15 protein-coding genes and 1 pseudogene are annotated in these 21648 nt (G+C 56.8%); 7 read left to right on the plus strand and 9 right to left on the minus strand.

Annotated features, from left to right (window positions below; all coding sequences use genetic code 11):
• The first annotated feature begins 259 nt into the window (after window positions 1-259).
• Window positions 260-646 carry a hypothetical protein gene (locus LPA44_RS17145; RefSeq protein ID WP_230890703.1) on the plus strand — a complete coding sequence of 129 codons (387 nt, stop codon included), beginning with the start codon at window positions 260-262 and terminating at the stop codon, window positions 644-646.
• Between the two features lie 456 nt (window positions 647-1102).
• Here the strand turns inward: LPA44_RS17145 and LPA44_RS17150 are convergent, their stop codons facing one another.
• A complete protein-coding gene (locus LPA44_RS17150; protein ID WP_230890704.1) occupies window positions 1103-1555 on the minus strand; it encodes a hypothetical protein in 453 nt (150 codons plus the stop codon).
• 534 nt (window positions 1556-2089) lie between these two features.
• On the opposite strand from LPA44_RS17150, the gene LPA44_RS17155 reads away from it, so the two are divergent.
• Entirely contained in the window at window positions 2090-2638 is a 549-nt protein-coding gene (locus LPA44_RS17155; protein WP_230890705.1) for a hypothetical protein, read from the plus strand.
• 372 nt (window positions 2639-3010) lie between these two features.
• Here the strand turns inward: LPA44_RS17155 and LPA44_RS17160 are convergent, their stop codons facing one another.
• The 3 genes from LPA44_RS17160 to LPA44_RS17170 form a co-directional block, all read right to left on the minus strand.
• Window positions 3011-3640: a hypothetical protein gene (locus LPA44_RS17160; protein ID WP_230890706.1), complete on the minus strand. Its 630-nt coding sequence runs from the start codon at window positions 3638-3640 to the stop codon at window positions 3011-3013.
• A gap of 85 nt (window positions 3641-3725) precedes the next feature.
• Window positions 3726-5471 carry a HEAT repeat domain-containing protein gene (locus LPA44_RS17165; protein WP_230890707.1) on the minus strand — a complete coding sequence of 582 codons (1746 nt, stop codon included), beginning with the start codon at window positions 5469-5471 and terminating at the stop codon, window positions 3726-3728.
• Window positions 5468-6376 (minus strand): ADP-ribosylglycohydrolase family protein, encoded by a 909-nt coding sequence (locus LPA44_RS17170; RefSeq protein ID WP_230890708.1) that lies wholly within the window; start codon window positions 6374-6376, stop codon window positions 5468-5470. Before LPA44_RS17170 ends, LPA44_RS17165 begins: the two co-directional genes overlap by 4 nt.
• A 259-nt stretch (window positions 6377-6635) precedes the next feature.
• On the opposite strand from LPA44_RS17170, the gene LPA44_RS17175 reads away from it, so the two are divergent.
• The gene (locus LPA44_RS17175; RefSeq protein ID WP_230890709.1) at window positions 6636-7496 is read left to right on the plus strand and encodes an endonuclease/exonuclease/phosphatase family protein; all 861 of its coding nucleotides are present in this window, start codon (window positions 6636-6638) and stop codon (window positions 7494-7496) included.
• 248 nt (window positions 7497-7744) lie between these two features.
• Here the strand turns inward: LPA44_RS17175 and LPA44_RS17180 are convergent, their stop codons facing one another.
• Complete coding sequence (locus LPA44_RS17180) at window positions 7745-13684, minus strand: sacsin N-terminal ATP-binding-like domain-containing protein (RefSeq protein ID WP_442903414.1); 5940 nt, start codon at window positions 13682-13684, stop codon at window positions 7745-7747.
• A 179-nt stretch (window positions 13685-13863) separates the two neighbouring features.
• A complete protein-coding gene (locus tag LPA44_RS17185; protein WP_230890711.1) occupies window positions 13864-15006 on the minus strand; it encodes a hypothetical protein in 1143 nt (380 codons plus the stop codon).
• A 451-nt stretch (window positions 15007-15457) separates the two neighbouring features.
• Between LPA44_RS17185 and LPA44_RS17190 the strand changes: the two genes are divergently transcribed.
• The 3 genes and pseudogenes from LPA44_RS17190 to LPA44_RS17200 all read left to right on the plus strand — a co-directional run.
• A complete protein-coding gene (locus LPA44_RS17190; RefSeq protein ID WP_230890712.1) occupies window positions 15458-16069 on the plus strand; it encodes a hypothetical protein in 612 nt (203 codons plus the stop codon).
• Window positions 16066-17355: a hypothetical protein gene (locus LPA44_RS17195; RefSeq protein ID WP_230890713.1), complete on the plus strand. Its 1290-nt coding sequence runs from the start codon at window positions 16066-16068 to the stop codon at window positions 17353-17355. Before LPA44_RS17190 ends, LPA44_RS17195 begins: the two co-directional genes overlap by 4 nt.
• A 602-nt stretch (window positions 17356-17957) precedes the next feature.
• Window positions 17958-18346: pseudogene (locus LPA44_RS17200) on the plus strand (phage integrase SAM-like domain-containing protein); the annotation flags it as partial.
• A 71-nt stretch (window positions 18347-18417) separates the two neighbouring features.
• Here the strand turns inward: LPA44_RS17200 and LPA44_RS17205 are convergent.
• The 3 genes from LPA44_RS17205 to LPA44_RS17215 form a co-directional block, all read right to left on the minus strand.
• Entirely contained in the window at window positions 18418-19371 is a 954-nt protein-coding gene (locus LPA44_RS17205; protein WP_230890714.1) for a transcription initiation factor IIB, read from the minus strand.
• A gap of 163 nt (window positions 19372-19534) precedes the next feature.
• Entirely contained in the window at window positions 19535-19819 is a 285-nt protein-coding gene (locus LPA44_RS17210; protein WP_230890715.1) for a DUF3006 domain-containing protein, read from the minus strand.
• Window positions 19820-19821: 2 nt separating this feature from the next.
• Complete coding sequence (locus tag LPA44_RS17215; RefSeq protein ID WP_230890716.1) at window positions 19822-21264, minus strand: lamin tail domain-containing protein; 1443 nt, start codon at window positions 21262-21264, stop codon at window positions 19822-19824.
• Window positions 21265-21408: 144 nt separating this feature from the next.
• On the opposite strand from LPA44_RS17215, the gene LPA44_RS18170 reads away from it, so the two are divergent.
• Window positions 21409-21540: a hypothetical protein gene (locus LPA44_RS18170; RefSeq protein WP_269070464.1), complete on the plus strand. Its 132-nt coding sequence runs from the start codon at window positions 21409-21411 to the stop codon at window positions 21538-21540.
• Window positions 21541-21648: the final 108 nt, after the last annotated feature.

Below are 21648 nucleotides of genomic sequence, written 5' to 3' on the forward strand. Positions count from 1 at the left end.
TTTTTAGCTAACTGAACCGCTTTCTTCGTGAAGCGGGAAATCTTCGACATAGGCATCGGCGGTTTCCCGCTTCATTCCACTAGTTCTGACGGTCGAAGCCGACGCTGTCCAGCGATTCACCAGAGCCCTCGTAATTGAGGAATCACTGCCTGGCGCTGAGGACCGACTCAAGTCACCGGCAATTACGGTCCTTGACTGGGAGGCGAAACGTCGGTTGCGGGCGAGTGCGAATTCCAGTGCGCAGACCGAGGCGGCGGTCGTGAGCCGGCTCGTTGATGAGACGGAAACGAAACGTTCCTTCCGGGAGTTCTGCGAGCAGTACCTCGACGAGCGCGGCCGCGACAATATCACGCAACTGGCCGTGGATGAGCGTTCGCTACGCGAAGGCCTCCTCCTCATAAAAGTCCACGCCGCCCCATCGGAAACCGTTCCAGAGGTGGTGGACGAAACCGACATCATCACCATCGCCGACCGTGAATACGACTTCAAAGTCGTTGATGACCCGTACGGGCCGTCGTGGTTCAAAACCATCTCCATCTATGATGGAACTGACTCCCAACCAGAAGAGGCTAGGTTCGACGTCGCCATTCGAACCGCCCGTAGAGCAGTCCTCGAACTGCAGGAGCAAGACGGCCAAACCGCCTGACGTAGGAACCGGTTTGCTTCTGTAGCTATTCTTCGACAGTCAGCTCAGGAGAGACTCCAGCGCATCTGCTCGCCAGAACGCTATTGCTGAGGTTTCTGTCGTCCCGTTCGTGTTGGTGTGGACGGCAACCGTAGTGAAATTTGTACAGTGGATGCCTGCCAGCCCCTTCCTCATGGACTGGACAGCCGCTGGAGACCTCAGGAGTCTACGCTACTCTTAGCCGAATCCGTGGAGCCGCTGTAGAAGATGGCTGCCTGCGGCTGCTTCAACACATTCTCCACGTCTGCCGTAAATTCGGCGTGAGTCTTCGTCACTATTCCCGCTCCCGGATTGACCCCCAATAAGTCGCTACGGTGGTGCGAGCGCGACCAGAGAACTGCCCGTTGCTGACGTCCAGATCACCATCAAGTTGTGATTATACTTCTCGAAACGCGTTTTGTTGGCGTGTTCGAGGGTCTACCCAGCATCGGGGACATGTGGCAACCGTTCTTGGACACCGACGAGCACCCCCTCACGTTCGTCAGTTGGTTTCACTACGACCACTTCGTAAGCGTCCTCGTCGTATTCTAGTAACCGAAGGAGGTAATGCGTACGGGGGTAGCATTTCTTCTCCTCCCCTTCAGAATCACAGAACAGGACGTGGAACGGTTTCCCAGTACCGTCGGGATTGCGGTCCACGTCGTAGTCAAAGTCAACAGCTACCACTGAATAATCACTATCAAAAAGATCCCTGTGTTCCAGAAAGAACTCGTACGTCCAGGCATCGATCTCGCCGGAAATTACGAGAAACCAGTCCAGCGGGACTCGATGGTAACAACGGTCGGTCCCGAAGCGAGTATTTTCTGTTCTGGTAGGTTCAGTATAGTGATGCTCTTCGGTGAGAGGCGCAATTGTGTCTGGGGGACCCATAGACCAATTGGACGGACACGATCTAAATAAGGTTGAGCTTCCTGGCTTCCCGCGTACTAGGTCCGAATGAGAGCGATAAGGGGGCACAGTAAGGCGTCTCTCTCTTAAAATTAGAAGAGGATACTACTGTTTGAGGAACTCGTCGGGGTCGTGGTGACGATAACTGAATTTCCGCTGACCTCCAGAATTGCTTGGGCTATTCTAGACTAGTAATGGGAGTGCCTGCACGCTATTCTTCGGTTTCTTCCTCCAGAAGTTCCTGGGCACGTTCTTCACCAACCTTTCTGATTAACTCGGATAACGATTCGAAGGCCGCCACAGCAATCGCGGAAAACCCCTCCATTCCAACCCTGAACGCGTACCCCGAAATGACACCCGACGAGGTCAAAATGGATTACTCCCGCTTACCGCCAACCGAAATTACCGGCCGCCAGTTCAACGCGTTCACCACCACACCGGACGACCAATAAGCAGACGTTCCTAACGGGTGATTTAGAGAGCAGTGAGTAAAATAGTCTCCTTGGAAATCGTTCTATGACATCTTCGGTGTATCTCTATCATCTCGCTCCCAGGCGAGCACTTGAGGCGATCACCCAAGAAGGGATTCAGCCGTCCGATAGTACCCACCGTGACTCGCTTGAAGCGGGTTTAGCCGAGATAGCCGCTGAAAAAGATATCTCATTACCGATTAATCGTCAACAGTGTAGTTTCCTCTATCCCTCGTTGGAACTGGCAGTTGAGAATTTGCATCCAGCAGATGGGCGTCCTCTCTCTACTCCAGAGGTAGTTGTTGTTATTGACGCGATGAAGATTGACCGTCCATTATATATGGGTGAATTTCAGCTCATCTCCGATGCGATCGACTTCCAATATCTAGAAGAACCCGATGACGTGATGATCTCAGAATCCTACGAGGACGCACTCACGAGGTACGCTACATCATTAACTGAGATTCCATCGGCGAATCGAATCGCATCGCTTAGCGACCAGTACCGCCGTCCAGAAATCATAGTTGAAGGCAGCATCTCTCCCACAGGTATTATTGAATACCTCTCACTGAAATCTGTGGCTGAACACGGCTGAATTGAGGTCCTTTGCTTCACGGTTGCCGTCTTCGGTGTAGAGACGATAGTGGATACTTGTGGACGTCCAAGCTGAACGACTACTGGGTGGTGTATATGTGGTGAGGACCGCTATTCGGTCATAATGGGAGTGTAGGATACGCTGGTCGTGGAGGATGGCGTCAACAATAAATCCGGATGCAGACGCTCAGCCCAGTGAGGCTGACGACCACCGAGGTTCTCGTCTAATGACTCAAACTGATTCTCCACCATCTCGCCGTCAAACTCTCTTTTGCGAGATTTTACTACACGACAATAGGAACCCCCTCCCCATACCCGAATACCAGTCCCGTCAACGAAGGTTCAAAGCCGGGAACTGTTTCGAAGCCAAATATCACTGCTTTTGAAATTCCTGCTTCAGGTAGCGAGCGAGATGGTCCGCGAACAACTCAACACCAGCCTCTGAAAAACCGATATGTGCTGACTCAGGAATAGACTCAACGACTTCTTTTGCCGTTTTCTCAGCTAATGGTTTGATATTCTGCTCTTGAATACTCCAATATCCTAACAATAAAACGAGTATACTCGCTTCTTCTTCTCCCGCATCAGTGATGCGAAAGTCGAGCTTTTTCTCAGGTGCAGTCGGGGTTCTCTGATATAATTCAAATCTGATCCCGTTTGTTAACACACCAAAGGCGGCTCCAGTGTCATCCATATATCCAAAAAGTTGCTCCTCATGCCGATTCAGTCGTTCCTCCGGATTCTTGAATTCGTAAACAATACTCTTCGTATCCCGAATCGTATCTGCATACCCGGATGTGATGTAATCTACCTGGCCGCTCGGCACCGAAAACTCACTCCGAAGATCGGTGCCAATTCTTTCGTAGCCAAGGAGCCGGAAGAACCCCTCATTTAGAAAGACCATCTGTACTTCGTCTTCCGAGAATTCGGACGAAACCTGCTCACCGATATCGTTCAGTACATCCGCAAACTCAGCTGTTTCCAGCAAAAATTCAGGTTCCATAAAATGTTATGACGGTCTAGTGACCGTTACCGATTGCGGAGTACAGCGTCAAATATACGGGTGACGTAAGAATCAGGCATACGAATTATTCACTCCCGCGTTCGTGATGATTTAGGCGAGTGATGGCCCATGCTGCACGCTCACGGACTGCCTCATCCAAATCATCTTCTTTCAATTCTTGAAGGGCATCAATTGAAACAGGCACAGCCGCGTTCCCGATCAGCGAGCACACATTCACCCGGACATCCGGGCTCGGATCCTGCAACGCGGCCGCTAACTGTTCCTGCAGAGCTCGAATCGCAGCAGGATCCGCCTCACCCGCTCGCCGTAGTGCAATTGATGCGTTCACACGCGCCTGAATATTGGAATCATCCAGCCGCGCAGCGATCTGATCGGCGTGCTCAATTACGACCGCTGGGTGTTCCTGCGCAAGATCACCGAGCAACCCGACCGCATTATTGCGAACACGTTTTGCGTCAGCATCCAATAGCGCCACCAACTCGTTGACGATAGGTTCTGCAGCGTCCGGGTAATTCGACGCGATCTTCCCGAGCGCCGCTAACGCGTTCGTCTGCGTCGTCTCATCTTCACTCTGCATCGCTGTTACCAACGCATCAATCGCAGGAAACACCTCTTCGGGGTAGGTTGCTGCGATACTGGACAGCGCGTATACTGCGTAGCTCTGCGTTGTCTCCGTCTTTGCTGTCGCCGCTGCTTCCAGGGCAGGAACCGCGTCAAGGACACTAGCTGGGTCAACCTCCGCTAACTCCATCAAGCAACGCGTCGCACCTCCCTGATACTTCGAGTCTTGACCCGTATACGTCGCTAACTCTCCGACGTAGGGTTTCAGCACCGCTGGTTCATCTGTCGCAACGTCATAGAGTGCTTGCAGCGCCGCTCGGTCAAGCGTCGTCGGCTCGTCAGCCAGTAACGCGAACGTCGCCTCAACGGCGCTCTTACGAACATCGTCACGGTGATTCACCGTGCTCATCGCTAGGCGTAGCGCTTCACGACGATCCACGCTTGTCGCATCCGCGCCCGCATCAGCCAGCATCGTCCGAAGCGTTTCCTCATCCACCGACGCAGGGTCATCTTCGAGTTGTTCCCGAACGGCCGCAAACGCAGCCCCTGCAAGTGGATCAGCGATCTGCTCGTATGAGATCGGATGCAACGCTTCGATCTCCGGGAGCCGAACCGAGAACCGCTCACCGGTGCCAACGGGTTCGAACCAGAATGTTGGCGGGCCCTTCAGTGGTGTCATCGACGGTCGATCTGGCTCGAAATGCGTGACCAGGTACGTCTTCTGGTCGTCGCCCGCCCGGTAGGTGAGCTCGAACACATAGCCATCAGCAAGGACGTCTCGAACTGCGTCACCTGATTCAAACCCGCCATCCGGACTCAGATCAGATGACGATGGGACCGACAGCCCGACGTTCTCTTCACGGACGTCCTTGACGAAGTCCCAGGCATAGTAATGATCCCATCCATCAACGTGCTCTAAATCCAGATCATCGATGACAATATGCCCCTCAGCATCCGGAAACAACTCCAAGAGAATCTTTAGGCGTTCCTCGCGTTCGGGCCACCACTCGTAGTACCCGTACTCGTCTTGCTCACCCAGCGCGTCGACGTGTCCGTCACGCCGTCGAATCGACTCCACCGTCCCTGGAATGTCTGCTTCCTCTACGAGGTCCTGATTCCCGATTGCCCAGACTTCATGACCAGCCCTATGCGCCCAGTATCGAACCCACTCTAACGGCACCGCCTCTCGATTCGGATGTGGATTCACGTCTACCGTCCAGTCCCGATCAAACGCCAACACGTACATCATGCCACCTCCACGAGCTCGTCTGCTAAGGCTTCCAGTTCGTCGCTCTCGTCGATCGCTGAAAGCCACCGGTCAGGGAGTTGTGACGCCCCAAACCGCGCGCCGGCAATCGCGCCTGCAATCGCCCCAATTGTATCCGTATCACCACCACGATTGACCGCGGTCACAATCGCGTCCTCAGCAGTCTCTGCGAATAAACCATCGTGGAGTGCTGTTTGTAGCGAATGGACGACGTACCCCGACGTTTCCAACGTATCAGGTGAGTCGTCATGGGCCAGCGGTCGCAACGCGGTTACAAGCTCGTCAGGCGCGTCCGAACCGACGTAGTCAAGGGCGTCCTGCAACGGCGCGTCCGCGTCTTCAAGCAGCCCCGCAATTGTGAGGTTCAGGACCGCACAGCCGTACGTACAGCGCGGGTCAGCGTGCGTAATCTGGGAGGACTGCCGGCTGACTTCCGCGAGCCGGTCTAGGTTATTCGCGTAGGGGATTGCGAGCGGCGGACACCGCATCACGCTCCCGTTGCCCGCATTTTGGCCTTCCACGCTTTGTTCCCAGACATGCTGGCCGGCTTCGTCCCACGTGTCACCGTGTTTGAGGCGGCTGAGCGACCGCATCGTCATCCGGCCAATATCAAACGGCCCACTATCATACCAATCGACGAATCGGGCGGCGATATCTCCGGGGTTGAACGCCTGCTGTTCGACGAGGCTGCGCGCGATACACAGCGCTTGTTCGGTATCATCCGTAATCGTTCCCGCTGGCTGATTCCACGTACCGTACCCAACCATCTCAGTCAGCTGGCCGTGTTCAGCTTCGATCTGGGTCGCCGTCGAGAACTCAATTGGCCGGCCAAGCGCGTCCCCACACGCCAACCCGAGGAGGACGCCACAGGCGCGATCCGAATCCATACGCCATTAATGACGACCGCCGAGAAAAATATGGGGCCGTCGTCACTCATCGAATGTAGCGCAATTCAGTGAAGATGTAGCAAGAGAGAACTCAGCAAGCGGATCGGGGTCTAGCAACGAAGAGAACTGCTATTCGTGGTATTGTGCTCGGTATTCTGTGAGGGCGTCCTGGAATGTGGTTGTGAGTTCAGGGTCGAAACTGATCATCGTGCCGGGTTTCGAGGGTCGTTTTATGTTGATTGGATGTCTAGTCGGTGGTATGCAAGTTTTGGCGTGGAATGTACAAGAAGCATTTCCATGGCAGGGGAGTCGTGATCGAATTCAACGTCAGGTAGAGTTTATCGATGAAAATCAGCCAGACGTTTTGTTGTTGAATGAGGTCACGGCTGGGAAGCGGGAGCTGTGGCGAGATTCACTGCGGGAGGTTGGGTATTCGGAGGTTGTGGATTCGTTGGACTGGGCGAAGACACTCGGTAACAGCAACATCCCACCACATGAAGACATCAATCACGTGAATGGGAACTTGACCGCGCTGCACGACGACTTCCGTGGTGAGAACCTGACTCGGCAGTCACCAAGTATTCGAGAGGGGGCGTGGGAGCATGCCGAGCAGAAGGATTGGGATACGAATTTCCCGGAGAAAATTCTTCCAGCGACGTTTGAATTGGAGACGACCGAAATCGAGGTGTGGAATGTTCGAGCTGTACCAGGGAATGATTGGGGAACGGAGAAGGTGAAGATTTTAGAAACAACGTATAATCGGATTCGAAAGGCAGCGGAGCCACCGGTACTTCTGGCAGGAGATTTCAACGCGCCACAAGACGAACTGGAGGACGGAACGATAGTCCCGTGGCGGTCGGACGATGATAGTGAGTTGTCGGAACGATGGACGACGGCGGAACGGAATCTGCTCAACGGATTAACGGAGATAGGGATGGTCGATGTCTTTCGCCAAATCCACGGATATGAGGGCGTAGGGGTTGTGGAAACCAGTCATGACACCTTCCGCTTTGACCACCTGATTGCATCAGAAGCCCTCAATCCAAACGACTGCTACTACGACCACGACGGATTCGAATGCAGTGACCACGCCCCAATTATTGGCAATTTCAGAGTATGAGTCGTCAACCTAGAGGGAGCCAGACAATTTATAGAACCCACCTCACGACTGGTCAAGTTTTGCGGCGGGGATAATCCTCACCGAGGCTGTGGTTCCCACAGTTATGTCGCTACAAGACAAGCCTTAGACTGAACTAGCGGGTGATTCTCTCTTGTTCGCTTTTAACGCAGGGGCGTCACGCTTTCGTCGATAAGCTGGCCTCAATTAGTGTGTCGAGCCGGCTATCCCAGCTAAGGAGCCGAGGTTTGTTAGCCGAGTTCGAAGTTCATGTAGCCTCCTTTGACCAGGGTTTCGAACTGGGTTGAATCGACTAATGATTCGACTTCCTCAGTGGTTGTGAGGACGGTTTCTGAGACGAAGGCACACTGGGACATCCAGTCAGCTGTCTCGACGTCGGGCACGTCGACGAGGCGGATGGCGTACGGAATGTCGGCGTCGACGAAGGCCTTGCAGCGCCGATATTCGTTAGTCGTCAGTCGGAAGCTGAATGGTGGCTGACTTCCCTTGACCGCTTTAATTTCGACTGGCATGAACTCAGGGCGCTCCTGTTCAGTCCGATTGCCGTCGAGTGGTCCGAACGGATCGATCACGTCGAATCCGGGGCCTTGCTCCATCGTTACATTACACAGTCTGATGAACGGGAGATCCGCCAAGCTCGTCGTCTGGTCTATATTCTCACGCCAATTTGCGATAGATTCCTCATCGAGGATGTCGAACCCGTCGAGAATCGGGTCAATATCTTGCTCCCAGACACGGTCGATATGCCATTTGTATGATGTTCCGGATTGCGCTTGGTGGAGCTGCTTGAACGCGGATTTGAATTGGCGGAGCCGCCCGCGTGGTCCGGAATCGATCCAGTCGGCGAAATCATCAAGCAGCGATACCAGTGTGAACGCCTCGGCTTGCTGGCCGCGTCCTTTGAACTGTGAACTGCCGCCACTCCCAGATCCGGCACTGCTCACGGCCGCCGCATCTGAGGCTCTCACCCCGTTATTGGAGAGTTCGATGTTGCCCAGTGAGACGTCGACACCAGACGATAGCGCATTCTGGATATCCTGTAAGGACTCATTCTGGTACGCTTTCGCTGACTTGGTTGTCTGGGTATGCGGGAATTCTCCACGCTCAATATATTCGCGTACTCCCACGTCGATTTCACCGTCCGCATCCGCTGCCAACTCCTCGGAGAGCTGGGCGAGGAATGGGTTGACGACCAAGTCGAAGAACAGGGAACGGTTCGCGTAGAAAAACAGCCGGTTCGGAACACTGCCGCCCGTCGCCAGCTGGTCCGGAATAGGATCGCTCCAAGATGGTTTCTCGCTGTCCAGTAATTCCGCCGTCCGGGTATCCCATGCCGAGATAGTGTCGAGGAACTCTGAGTCAGTGGTTTGCCATGCTTCGTAGACTGCGAGCATGCGCTGGAATTGCATCCGTGTTGATTCAGGAAGGGAATCGGCGTCCCGGATCTCTGGATGGCTGACCACCCACTGAATCAGCATCGACTCCTGGCCGTTGGTGAGCGCTTGATCAGCAAGTAAACGTTGCCAGGAAGCTTGCCGCGTGCCGAATAATTTCGCCAGCACAAAGTCCAGCTCGTCCGGCATCCGATCGCGAACAGTAGTCACGAACGACTGGACATCCTGCCCTGGGAGTTGTGACGTATCGCCGTTGGCTAGGGCTTGGCGGAACGCATCGATAGACCCCTCATTGTCTTGGGTGACTTCTTCGATGATTCCCTCTACTTCGAAGGGAAGTGCTTCGCCAGTCTGCTCGAGGAGATCACGGACCGCTGTGAGGCGCTCACGGAGCCCACGTTCCTGTTGATCACCGAGGACGTGGCGGACGGCCTCAATCGGGAATGTACGCCGCTCCCACCGATCTTCGAGATCTGCAACCGAGAGGTCTGTATTGAGTGCTTCACGGAACGTCGCTACCTTTGTCGGTTGCTCAGCAATCAGTGCAATCCCCATAGCCAATCCATCAAGCATCGGGGACTCTCCATCGAACGCGCCACGATTGAGGACGAGCGCCTCCTCGCCCTCCGTTGGTGCGTAGAGCCCAGATTTGGGGTCCGAGAGCTGATCTAAGCTATCTTCCGGGAAGTGACTCGCCTCAGCAAGCCCGTCGATAGCCTGATTTAACTCTCGCACGCGCTGCTCGAGTTGCTCCTCGCTCGTTTGCTCCATCGCCGCGATTAACACCAACCGTCGATCGCGGAGTTCCTGCCTGAATCCGCCGAGATACGAGGGATCACGGGAGAGATCAAGATCGTCTTCAGTGAACACGAGTTTCGACGCATCCACCCGCTCGACACCAAGGACGTCGGTGAGCCGTGAGAAGGGGCCTTCAGACGGATGCGGGACGACCCAGTAGTCGTTGTCACGGACGGCCTGTCGCTCCCAGGGTTTCGGTGATTGGTCGTCGTAGTAGCGGAGTTGGTCTTGGTTCTCCTCAATCCAGGAGAGCGGGGCAGCATACCACGTTCCGCCTTGCTTGAGAGGGAGATGTGTGAGGAACGGCCAGTCTTGGACTTGATCGAACGCTTCGCTGGTGTCGTCGGGCAGTCGTCGGAGCAGCGGTGCCAGCAACTGCGTGTAGGCGCGATTCCAATCATTCAGCCGTTCACGCGGAATCTGGAGGTCAGTCGGGTTTGCTTGTGCGGTCAGGCTGTCCGTTGCGAAGACCTCAAGAAGTTTTTGTAGATGGTATTCTGCCTCCGTCCCATCAAATGCGGCGACAGACTTCACGCCAAGCGCTTCGAGGGCTTCTTCAGAGAACTCCTCACGAGTGTTCGAATCGACATACGGGAAGAGGCGGGCAGCCTGTGCACCCCGACTGCTGGTCTTCAAGACGGTCCAGGCGAGCCGGTCGGCATCGTCTCCCCATCGGTCTTCGACATCGGGCCGCGTTGTCTGCATGGACTCCCAGACGGGTAGCTGGCGGAGTTGCCAGTTCAGGAGCGTGGGCTGTGACTTCGTCCATGCGTATCCCGACCGTTGATGCCCGTTACTACACGTCCACCCCGTCTTGAGAATCGACTCGGCGAATGCTTCGCCGTGCCGTCGAACGAGTTCGACGAAGTCGTCACCAAGTGATGTGAGTGCTTCGGGGGCTGCCAGCCAAACCCATGATGCCAGGTTGACGTCTGAGGTGTTCCCATCCGTTTTGACCGGGCATTTTGAGGAGTGCTCTGCTGTAGTACTTGGATGGTTCTCTGGTGAGAGGAGCCACTCCTCGTACGCAGAGCCGACCTTCGAGAGCGTTTCTTGGAGTGCTGTAGTCTTGGCCGGCGGGGCTTCCGTGAAGTCCTCAGTCCAGTTAGCTGGATGCCAGTCTGGATTTGACTGCATTCGAGGATGGCCTGGCCCATACATCCAGATTGTCCGTATCCCGGGGAGTACGGATGCGCCGAGGAGTGAGAGCGTCTTGGCGAGTCGCTCATCAGCGTTCGAATCGAGCGTTCGTCCAATCGCCTGCCATGACTCGGTCTGTGGGGCAGGCCACGTCGGCGAGGGAGACTCAATCGCGTCCCACTCATCTATCTCATTCCCAACGGCGGTCTCCCGGATCCGCTGCCAGTCGTCACCGATTGCCGTTTCGGAAATATGGCGGACAGTATCCTCCTTGGGGAGGGACAGATGGCTCTCGCGAATCTCGAGGCGTCGACGGAGATTCTGGCGGTAATCCCCCTCTGATTGCTGGACCGCTGATTTCAGGTACGACAGTGGCAAGTACTGTCCTTCTGCCATCTGGAGGTCAGTGGATTCTGGATTGATTTTATCGATTTGCCTCGCGAGAAACTGGAAGTCCAGGGAATTCACGATCGTATCGTCCGCTCGGAACGTATCGAGCAATTCACGGAAGTAACTCGGAACGCCATCATAGACACGGACGCCCCACTCGCGGCCTGCCAACTCCAGCACTCGCCGTACGCGTTCGTCTTGCTCGAGATCTGCGTCGAAGAAGTAGACTGTGAAACTCGATTTCTCGTGGGGGACGTCCGGCGTTTCCGTCTCCCGATCGGTGGTGGTAATGTCCCAGATAACGGACCGATTCCGAATTACTCCCTGTCGGCGCCGTTGCGTATTTGTCCGCGGCTCGATTTGCGTCAGCAACAACGTCGAATTCTCGCTTTCACTGTCCTCATTCCGCTGGCAAGGCAGTAGATAGACGCCATCCAAGTGTGTCGAGACATCACTAAGCAGCGCTCGGCGCTGATCGTCATCCTTCGGGCCGCCGATAATCGTCTCGACAGTCCCCTGGAATACGTCTCGGACAGGTACTGCAGGTCGCTCAATATGTGGTTGATCAACCTCGAGTGCCGCTTGACTCAACCAGTGAGCGAGGTGTTTCGCCCAGTCACGTGCGAGGTCGGCCGTGAACGTTTCCCGTGAATCGACCGCAAGCAGCGTCTCAACCCGTTCCTGCCATGCCGTGGGGAAGCCAAGATATGCGGTGAGAACCTCCTGTGTCGGCAGATCGGCGGTCGGTTGCTTCGCTGGCGTATTCGTGGGCGGGCGCGCAAGATCTCGGAGCGCCACGAACCCCTCTATGATGTCACGATTCCAGTGTAGGAGCGCCTCCTGAGGACGCGCACTACGACGCCCCTCGCCGGCTTCCACGGGGATTTTAGCCTGGTCTCTGAGTGCAGTATATAGTTCCGACCGAAACCACGTGAGCGGATCCGTCTGCGCGTTCGCAGCCCCAACCTCATCTGGTGCTGGTGGCAGGAGACTCCACGGATACGCTGCACTATATTCCGTGGTCCATGTTTCTGCAGCTACCTTCCCAAGTAACCGAACTCCCTCGCGGAGGACCTCAAGATTCGTCTCCAGGTTGTTCGGACTCAAATCCTTCCGGTTTGTCTCCACCTTGAAACGGCCATGAAGGCAGAATGGAAGGTTCAGCTTCTCAGTTCCTTCAATCGGATAATAGAGGTAAAGCGGATATTCTCGAACGAGGTCCTCCGTGCTTGGATTCCCCTCCGGATGTGGCAGCAATACTTGGGTTGCTGCGGGGGTCTCTGCAGCAAAGCTGAATTGATCAAACGAATCCTGGCTACGGACCTCACCCGTCTCGTCGAGGACATCTACCCGGACCGTTTCATGCGCCAACTCATCGTCCGCTGGTGACGTCTTGGTTCGAGAAATCGACCACTGCTCTTGTTCCTGCTCGCCTGACTCGTGAACTCGCTCTAAATGCAGATCCGTGATACCGCCAAGCTGAACAATCGTCTCCGCCTTCAGGCCATCCGATCCACCTTCCCGTGAGAGATACTGCCAGATTCGCTCCGGCCGGTTTCCAACGTCTTCAGCATCCTCTGGATAGGGAATATCATACTCGTCTAATAGCGAGCGCCATTCGTCGTCAGTGTACTCGATGAAGACGGCTGTCCGAAACGTTGTCTCCGGCCAAGCGTGCGAAGACTCGGAGAGGAGTGATTTTGCACGCTGAGACACTTGGCTGTGTGCGCTCGCCGTCGGCTCTAACGCAACTGGGAAATCAAACAGCGGCACTTTCGCCAAATTCTCCTTGACAGCCTGCGTCAACTCAAGCTGGCTGTCAGGCTTGGAGTGCTCAATTAACGACTCTAAGTCCCTATCAAGGATCGTCCCACGCAATCTGTCGGTATCAACTTGATAGCCCAGCCGCGAGAGAATCGATGCAACAACGTACGCCCGGCTCAATCGAACTCGGAAAATATCAGCGACTGCGTCTGGGTGGCGCGTCCAAATCTCGAAGGCATCCCCCGTAGCAAGAATCGATTTGAGACCAACACCCTTGTGCCCGATGGCTTGGTCGGCATCGCCTTTCCCGGACTCGCCGATCATCGTGACCGCGTCCTCGACGTCGGTGTCGAAGAGATCAAACGGCGTTCCCGTGTTTGCGACGAGAATACCGTCGTCGTAGACACCAACGTAAACTTCGCCAGCCTGTTGGTCTCCTAATTCGATGGCGTCCCGGGCGTTCTGGAGGAGTTCAAGAATCTCACGGCCTTCGTGTCCACCGGCGAGCGCGCGTTCTGCGTTCCCGGTTTTGACCTTGTCCCGGAGTACCTCGCCAACTTCGTCCGGGGTTGTGTCTGTATCGAAATCGTCGAGCAGGCGCTCCCAACGGTCGGTCCACCGCTGGTAGAGCTCGGGCTCAGAAAGACGCTTCCCGACCGTTCGAAGCTGTGGATAATCGGACATTACCTATCTTCGTCGCACTCTCTCACATCCTAAAAAACACCACCCTAGTCCCTGCACTGGCCAGATGAGGATTGAAGGTGATTGAGGGCGCTAATTCCCCGTCCTCAACGAGCGCAGAAGGAGCGAGTAGGGCGGGGATACGGCGCCCGCACGAGTTGGTTGCACGTTCTCCGCCGCGCTTACGGTTGGCCTTGGCGGTGGTAGATCCAGAGGAGGGTGTGGACGTCGAGCATGGTGACTGGGGTGTCGTTGTAGGTGTCGAGGTCGGCGCGGACGCTGTGGAGGGCGTCGTTCATGAGGATGTAGTCGCTGGGGTTGAAGCCGTTGGGGATGTCGTAGGTGCTGAAGTCGTCGAAGAAATCGCTGAACATGGAGTAGCGGTACATGATGTATTGGTCTGGGTGAGTGATCATGAGCAACATCGTGGCCACAGACATGCGTTCGCTTCCTGAATCAGAGATACTGGCGTAGAAGTCGTTGAAGCGGCGGAGACGCTCGGTGATTGAACCCTGTTCGTCATCAAGAAGCGCGGAGAGCACGGCTGCTGCGTCGCCTGGGTTGTTCGCGGTGATCGTCCGAAAGTCGTCGAGGGGCTGCCAGCGTCCGCCGAGGAGATACGTCGGAATTTTCGTAGTGCCGAGGGCGTCGGAGTCACTGAGTGCGTCGATGAAATCAATAACAGTATCGGCGGTGAGTTCGGTTGGGTCGTATTCGGGGAAGACGGTGGTTTCGAGGTAGGTTCGGTAGTCGTCTTTCCAGGTTTCCCAGTGGTTTGCTCCCCAGTGGTCGAGAGGCTGGTCGCTTTCGTAGGCGTCGTTGTTCGCTGCTTGGTTGAACGCGTCAAGTATGGGTCGCAGTCCAGACAGCTCGATGGTGTCGCCGTGCGTGATCATGGCGTCCCAGCCCGCGAAAGCATCATGGGTGGGTGCATCCATGCCGAATGCTGTTCGGAGTTCGGATTCATCGGCGGTTTCTGCGATGTAGAGGAACTGCTCGAGTTCCTCGGTAAGCGGGACTTCATGGGGTGTGGTTGCAGTGACGTGCCCGACGGTTTCTATGTACTGGGCTTGGAGGGTGTTGAACTGGGCAGCACTTGCGTCGTATGACTGTGGGTTTTGGAGGCCAAAGGTGGTGAAGGCGCTGCCAACCCAATTATTGATGATTGGCCGGTCTTCGGGGTTGAGGCGTCCGTATAACTCCCAGAGGCCTCGTTGGGCGAATGCGGGGAACTGTCGCTCCCACGCCTCATCGTACGAACTGGCTGTCCTCATTGAGTCGATAAGGGCCGCGAGTTCGTCGATGGAGTCACGCCAGTTGTTCAAGATCGCACCAGGCCCACCATAGATCGCGTTTCGAAGGACATCCGGGGACCACATGGCTTCGAACGTGTCCGTGGTGGGGTTGTCCACGAACTGTGTGGCGCGATTCTGGAGTTGTGTGGATCGTGTGGGCGCGGTGAAGTCATAATGCTCACCAGATGAGGTGGAGGTAATTGTGTCTGCCCACGCCGTCACAAGGGCTTCGTGACGGGGTCCAAACCGAACCATAAGAACTCATGGAAATCTGACTAACAGCAGCATAACTGTTCGGATCCGTGACCTCTCCAAGCATCCACTCACTTGACCATATCAGGCTCAATTATCGACTCTTTGCGGGATCGGTCCTACTCAGTTGGTGAGTTAGCCGATGGAATCGAGAAAAGTCAAAGTTGGATCACTGCTTTCATGCCAGCTTGCGGGGTAGTGGTGCGGTGCGATGGTCCCGACACCCTCTATGCCCTCCCGACGAGCCCTCCTCACCGGCATCAGTGCCGGGCTCGCGACCGCGCTCGCCGGCTGTAGCGCGTCCGAATCGCATCAGTCACCACCCGAGGACGGCACGCTCGTCACCGACTACATCACGGCGAAAACGCGTTCGTCGACCGAACAGCCGCCGATCGTCGCGCCTCGCGACGACGAGGAGGCAGCCGCCGATGAGACGTCGACGACAGCCGAACCGCTCTCTCTTCATGTCATCGAGAGTGAGGAGGACGCGGCGGCACTCGAGTTCGCCGACGACGCCACTGACGTTGCGGCTGTCCGGCGACTCGTCGCGGAAACCGCGTACGCGAGTGAATCCGTCCTGGTCTACCAGACACGCATCAGCGAGTGCCATCGGCTCAAGCTGAACTACGTCACGAAGGATAGCGACGGGCAGCCGAGCGTCGAGTTCTGCCAGGTTGTTCGTGATGCTACCGTCGAGTGCGAGCGCGACGCCCGCGACCACGTCGCTGCATTCGTCCGGCTCCCCTTCCCGGCCGACGAATACAGCGGGTACTCAGTCAGCGGGGGCGGCGGGTGCAATCCCGTGCCCGAACGCTACCAGAACGAGAGTGAATCGCCATGAGTCGGCTGTCGCGTCGCGCGCTGCTCGCAGCCACTGGCACGGCACTCACGGGTGCGCTTGCGGGCTGTAGCCGGTTCAACCCGCTCTCGAGTACGTCGAGCGTCGACTACGACGAATCCGCACTCGCCGACCTCCCTACCGACCTTCCACGAATCCCGCCGTCGACGCCCGTGCGACCACCTACGGAACAGGTGGCGAGCGCTCGCGACCGGATTCGGTCGCTTCTCAACGCCGCTGACCTCTCACGCATCCCGAACGAGGTGGTGCGTCGAACGCTCGCTCGCGAACGAGAGTACGCACGCGACGCACTCACCCAAGATGACACGAGTGAGAATCGGGTCAAGGCGCTGTCGGGGTTGACGCATGCGCGCTCGGAAGCGATGTTCGTTAACGCCGGGTTCGCCGTCTTCGAGGATTCGCTCACGCCGGCCGATATCGAGACACGTCGCCAGCGCCACCGCCAGGACGCCGAGGCGTTCCTCGCAGACTACTCGTATGATGGTCCCGTCGACGACCCCGTGGGCGCATTCGCTGAACACGCCAAAATCGCCGACTGGGGCCAAACTGGCGCCCGCATCATCACGGCGGACGACCACCACGAGTACGAGAACACCGCCCTGCATGCCGCCGAACTCGCACAGGACGTCGAGTGGGGGCGTGCGTACGCTGCCGATGCTCGCCGTCTCCACGAGCACTACAAGTCGACGCTCGACGACGCCCACGACTACGAGGCGCACTTCGCGAGCGTCGCGGACACACTCGTTGACGACGTCGCCGCGTACACCGACGAACTCGACCGAGAGACGTTGACCGGGAGGTTCGACCGCGACATCAAGAACACGGCCGCTGAGAGTCTCCTCCGGGACCTCGCGCGCTTGCGATGGAATGCTGCCCAGACTGCCGTCCAGCGCCACGATACCGACCAGCCGGTCCTCGTGATCGCGCAGGCGATGCGCGCGCTCACGGCAGACGATGCGTTCGCTGATGCGACCGACGCCGTCTCGAATGGGGCATACGGAATCCCGGAATCCGTCGAACCGGTCGTTGCCGAACGGACGGCCGCCGTGGACGCGCTTCGAGAGCTCCTCGACAGCTCGCCTGCAGTGCTCGCCCGGCGACTCGCCCAATATGTACGCAGTTCGATTCGCAACGGCGACCAACACATCGACAGGGGTTCGGTCTTGTCGCCGGGTCGCTACCTCTACGCGGAGTACGCCACCGCAACCCACTACGCTGCCGCTGCGCCTGCCGTCATCCAACGCGTCAGTGACGCCCTTGAAGCCTGAACCGTCGACACCACACGCTCCATTTGCCCCTCTGGGCGGAGTGCTAGATGGCCTTGCGTCCCCGCTTGGGGGACCTATCTTGAAGTATGCTGGACAATAATGGAGAATTAACATACCAGTTGTTGTAAATATAGTTGCTTTATTCAATAGATAGTCTAGAATATAGTGGAGAAAGTTCCAACCTTAGATTAGATGAATAATGGCGCCAATTTATACTAAGAAAACTGATGTGAGGATAACTCACTACCCCCACGGCGGGAATACTAGATTATATGATAATTATGATTCATTGTCACTGTCTAGTTGAGTTAGTTTGAGAAGCGAGCAGGTCGTTGAGTTTCTTGTCCAAAGATGCTCGCAGACCTGCTTGCTTCTCAAACTAATTCAACTAGACAGTGCCTCCCGAGGATAGGAGTCTCACAGATGCGGAAATCGACAATTTCCACTGATCTATCTGTTGGTCGTAATTAGCACAATATCACGACCACTTTGAAGTACCCCGCCGTCGTCGGTGAAGCACGAATGCTGCAACCGCCTCACGACGGCGCTTCCTAGGGGAGAGGCACCGAGACCGGGCTCGCAGGACGGTGGAGGGCCAGTGGATGCCTGCTCGAGCGCTTTCGGCACCGCTCGACGACAGCTTCGAGCGCTACCTCCATGACAAAGGAAAAGGCCGCGGCGGCGACAGAGGGAACTCTCGACGTAACGCTGCACGCGAGCTTGAGCGGTTCGCCGAGTGGGCCGCCGGCGACCGCGGTGACGACGACTGGACCGGGATCGTCCCCGACGATGTCGACCGGGGCCCCACCTTCGAGGACCTCGACGAACGTGTCTTCCAGGAGTATGTCGGCATCTCGGTGGGGATTCGGGACTCAAGCAGAATACGGTCCAAACATATTATCGCTATATCTCTGCGTGGTGTGGCTGGTGCGTCAACGAGGGCTCAATCTCGTCGCCGGGCCGCGACCTCTATGCGGAGTACGCCACCGCAAACCACTGCTGACGCTGCTCCTGCCGTCATCCAACGAGTCAGCACCGCACTCGAAGCCTGAACCGTCGGCACTACATTCCGAAGCCCATTGCTTCGATTTGTTCTTGGTAGCGGTTGCGGATGGTGACTTCGGTGACGTTTGCGACGTCGGCGACTTCGCGCTGGGTTTTTTTCTCGTTGCAGAGGAGGCTTGCTGCGTAGATGGCGGCGGCCGCAAATCCGGATGGTGATTTCCCGGAGAGTAATCCTTGTTCGGCGGAGGTGTCGATGATTTCGCGGGCCTTTGCGATGGTTTCCTCGGAAAGGTCGAGGTCGCTTGCGAAGCGGGGGAGGTATTCCTTGGGGTCGGTTGGCTGGATTTCGAGGGAGAGTTCTTTGGCGACGTAGCGATACGTCCGGCCGATTTCCTTCTGGTCGATGCGGGCGACTTCCGTTACTTCTTCGAGGGTTCGCGGGATGCCCTCTTGGCGGCAGGCGGCGTAGAGGCAAGCAGTTGCGACGCCCTCGATGGAGCGCCCACGGATGAGGTCCTCTTTGAGCGCGCGCCGGTAGATGACCGATGCGACCTCGCGAACACTACGTGGGACGCCAAGCGCGGATGACATTCGATCGATCTCCGAGAGCGCGAACTGGAGGTTGCGTTCACCCGCGTCCTTCGTGCGGATCCGCTCCTGCCACTTGCGGAGGCGGTGCATCTGGTTGCGTTTCTTCGAGTCAAGTGAGCGACCGTAGGCGTCCTTGTCCTTCCAGTCGATCTGGGTCGTTAACCCCTTATCGTGCATCGTCTTCGTCGTCGGCGCGCCCACGCGTGATTTCTGGTCGCGCTCTGAGGAGTTGAACGCCCGCCACTCCGGGCCGTGATCGATTTGGTCGTCTTCAAGAACGAGCCCGCAGTCCTCACAGACTCGCTCGCTTTGATCGGTGATAACGTTGGATGAGTTGCACTCCGGGCACTGCTGTGCCTCGTCGTTCGTTTGTGCTTGCTCCCTCTGTTCCGTTTCACGTTCCCGAGTCGCCCGTTCCATTCACCATGTGACAACCTAGTAAGCATATAAAGGTCTTTGCTTGTCACCAGCCAAAGAGAGACAGATCCCAGTGCAGACTCCAGTTCCGGCCGAAGGGCAGCCACGCCGGCGAGTTTACAGTGGTAACGAGGCGAAAGCCCACCCTTTCAGGGGTGAGTGGAAGTCAAGCGTCCTCGTCGTGACTTGGTGGGCGTTCTGCGAGTTGATCGAACCGTGACTGGGCGCGCTCCGTTCGATTGGCAGTCGCAGCTGCATCGTACACGAGGTCAGTCACGCCCCCGTCGGTGAGCGTTACCTCGAGGACTGCATCCGGATGCGCTGCCTCCTCGGGAAGGTCCGTACGCTCAACGACGACTTCATCGACAACGTCTCCCGCTTCTTCGAGCAGAATGACCGCGAGGTCGTCCTCGAAGCGATCGAGTACGCCAGTGAACTGTTCGGTGGTCATCGTTAGTAAGCCTCCTCGATTATGGTTGTCCCGGTGGCATCGCGAAGGATGACTGTGTCACCGCCATTGTTCCAGACTGGTGACGATTGACCCCAGTACAACGCGGTCGTCGTATCGGTTCCGCTGCCCGTGTAGATGGTGAGTTGGTCGCCTGGCTCAAGGACGGTCCCTTCGGGGATCGTGTACGAGTGCCCGGCCGCATCGGCGAGCGTCCACCCGGAGAGGTCAAGCGACGACGCCCCGGTATGCTCAAGGGTGACGTACTCGCCGTTCAGATTCTCCGCGTCATCGTTGGCCGCGTTAGCGTGAATTTCGACGAGGTCGAGACGATCGTCGGTACTTGTTGACGTTGTTTCCACCGGTTCAGTCGTCCCGGCTGGGTCAGTGATTGGTGCTGTCCCGGAGCCAGCTGCCGAGATCACGAGCCGATCGACTAGACCCACACTAGTCCCGGGCTTGATCCGGTTCCCTGACCGGAGTTTAGTCGCGGTCGTCGGCGCGTCCTGCTGCGTGGCGACCGTCACTGCGGAGCCATTACTTGTGAACGTGATCGTGCCGTGGGTTGCGGTCCAGTACGTCGGAATCGACCGCGCTGCCAGCCGTTCCAAGACCGCCTCATGCGGATGGCCGTACTGGGAGTCATATGCACTGGAGATCACAGCCACTCGTGGCGACACTGCCTCAAGGAACGCCGCGCTGGTGCTGGATTGGCTCCCGTGGTGGCCGACAGCAAGCACCGTCGAATTGAGCTGGTTGCCGTAGGTTTCGACGAGATATTCTTCGCTCGCCGTTTCCCCATCGCCGGGCAGCAAGAAACTCGATGCGCCGAACTGGAGGTGGACGACGATGCTGTTCTCGTTCCGGTCCTCATTTGCAAGATAGCCCTCCGGTGGCGCAAGAATCCGTGCCGTAGCCCCACTCATCGGGATCGAATCCCCGGCCTGCGTCCGGTACAACGTCACGTTATGTGCCTCGACTGCGTCGAGGTATTCCTCGTAGGTCGCCGAGCTCGATGCAATCCCAGGATCGTACACCGCCCCAACCCCGTCCCCGTTGGTCTCGAAGTGCTCGATCACCGCAGCATGCCCGCCAATATGGTCCGCATCAGGATGAGACGTCACAAGGTGATCAATTCGTGTCACCCCCTGCGATTCGAGATACGCAATCACATCTTCGCCATCGTCGGTCCAATCACCGGTGTCGATAAGGATTGTTTCCCCATCCGGGCCAACCACGAGTGTACTGGATCCCTGTCCGACGTTCAACTGGTGGACGACCAATTCACCCGTCGGTGTGGCTGTTTCCGTCGTTGAGACGGTTGTCGTCGTGTGCTCGGTGACATCAGACGTCGTCGCCGGCTCACCATTGTCGATCCCACCAGCACACCCCGCGAGGACAACCAACCCAACCACCGCAAAAACAGCGAGTAGTCGTCGCAGAGACATACTACGGAAGTCGTTCGCCCCCGGGTTAGTCGTTCTGGGTCAACCAGCGAAGCTTGAACTGGGGACTAGTGCTGTCACGCCAAACCGGTATACGAACGTACGGTGGGGCGAACAGTTACGAGGAAGTCGGAGTGGATGCCATATATGGCGACTGTAACGGTCAACGGTGCTGAGCTGTATTTCGAGGAGAGTGGTGATGGGACGCCGGTCGTGTTCCTGCATGGAGTGATGATGGGGAGTCGGTTTTTCGTTGAACAGGCTGTGTTGAATCACTAGACGGCGTCGGGATAAGTCACTAAATCAAAGGAGTTGAAGCGGGAGGATTCCGTTGTCCATGACGAAAATCTCCCGCTTCATCGAGCGTTGTGTTTCGATCGCTCAAAG

Origin of the sequence: Halobacterium sp. KA-4 (genome assembly GCF_021028995.1) — an archaeon.
Classification (GTDB): Archaea; Halobacteriota; Halobacteria; order Halobacteriales; family Halobacteriaceae; genus Halobacterium.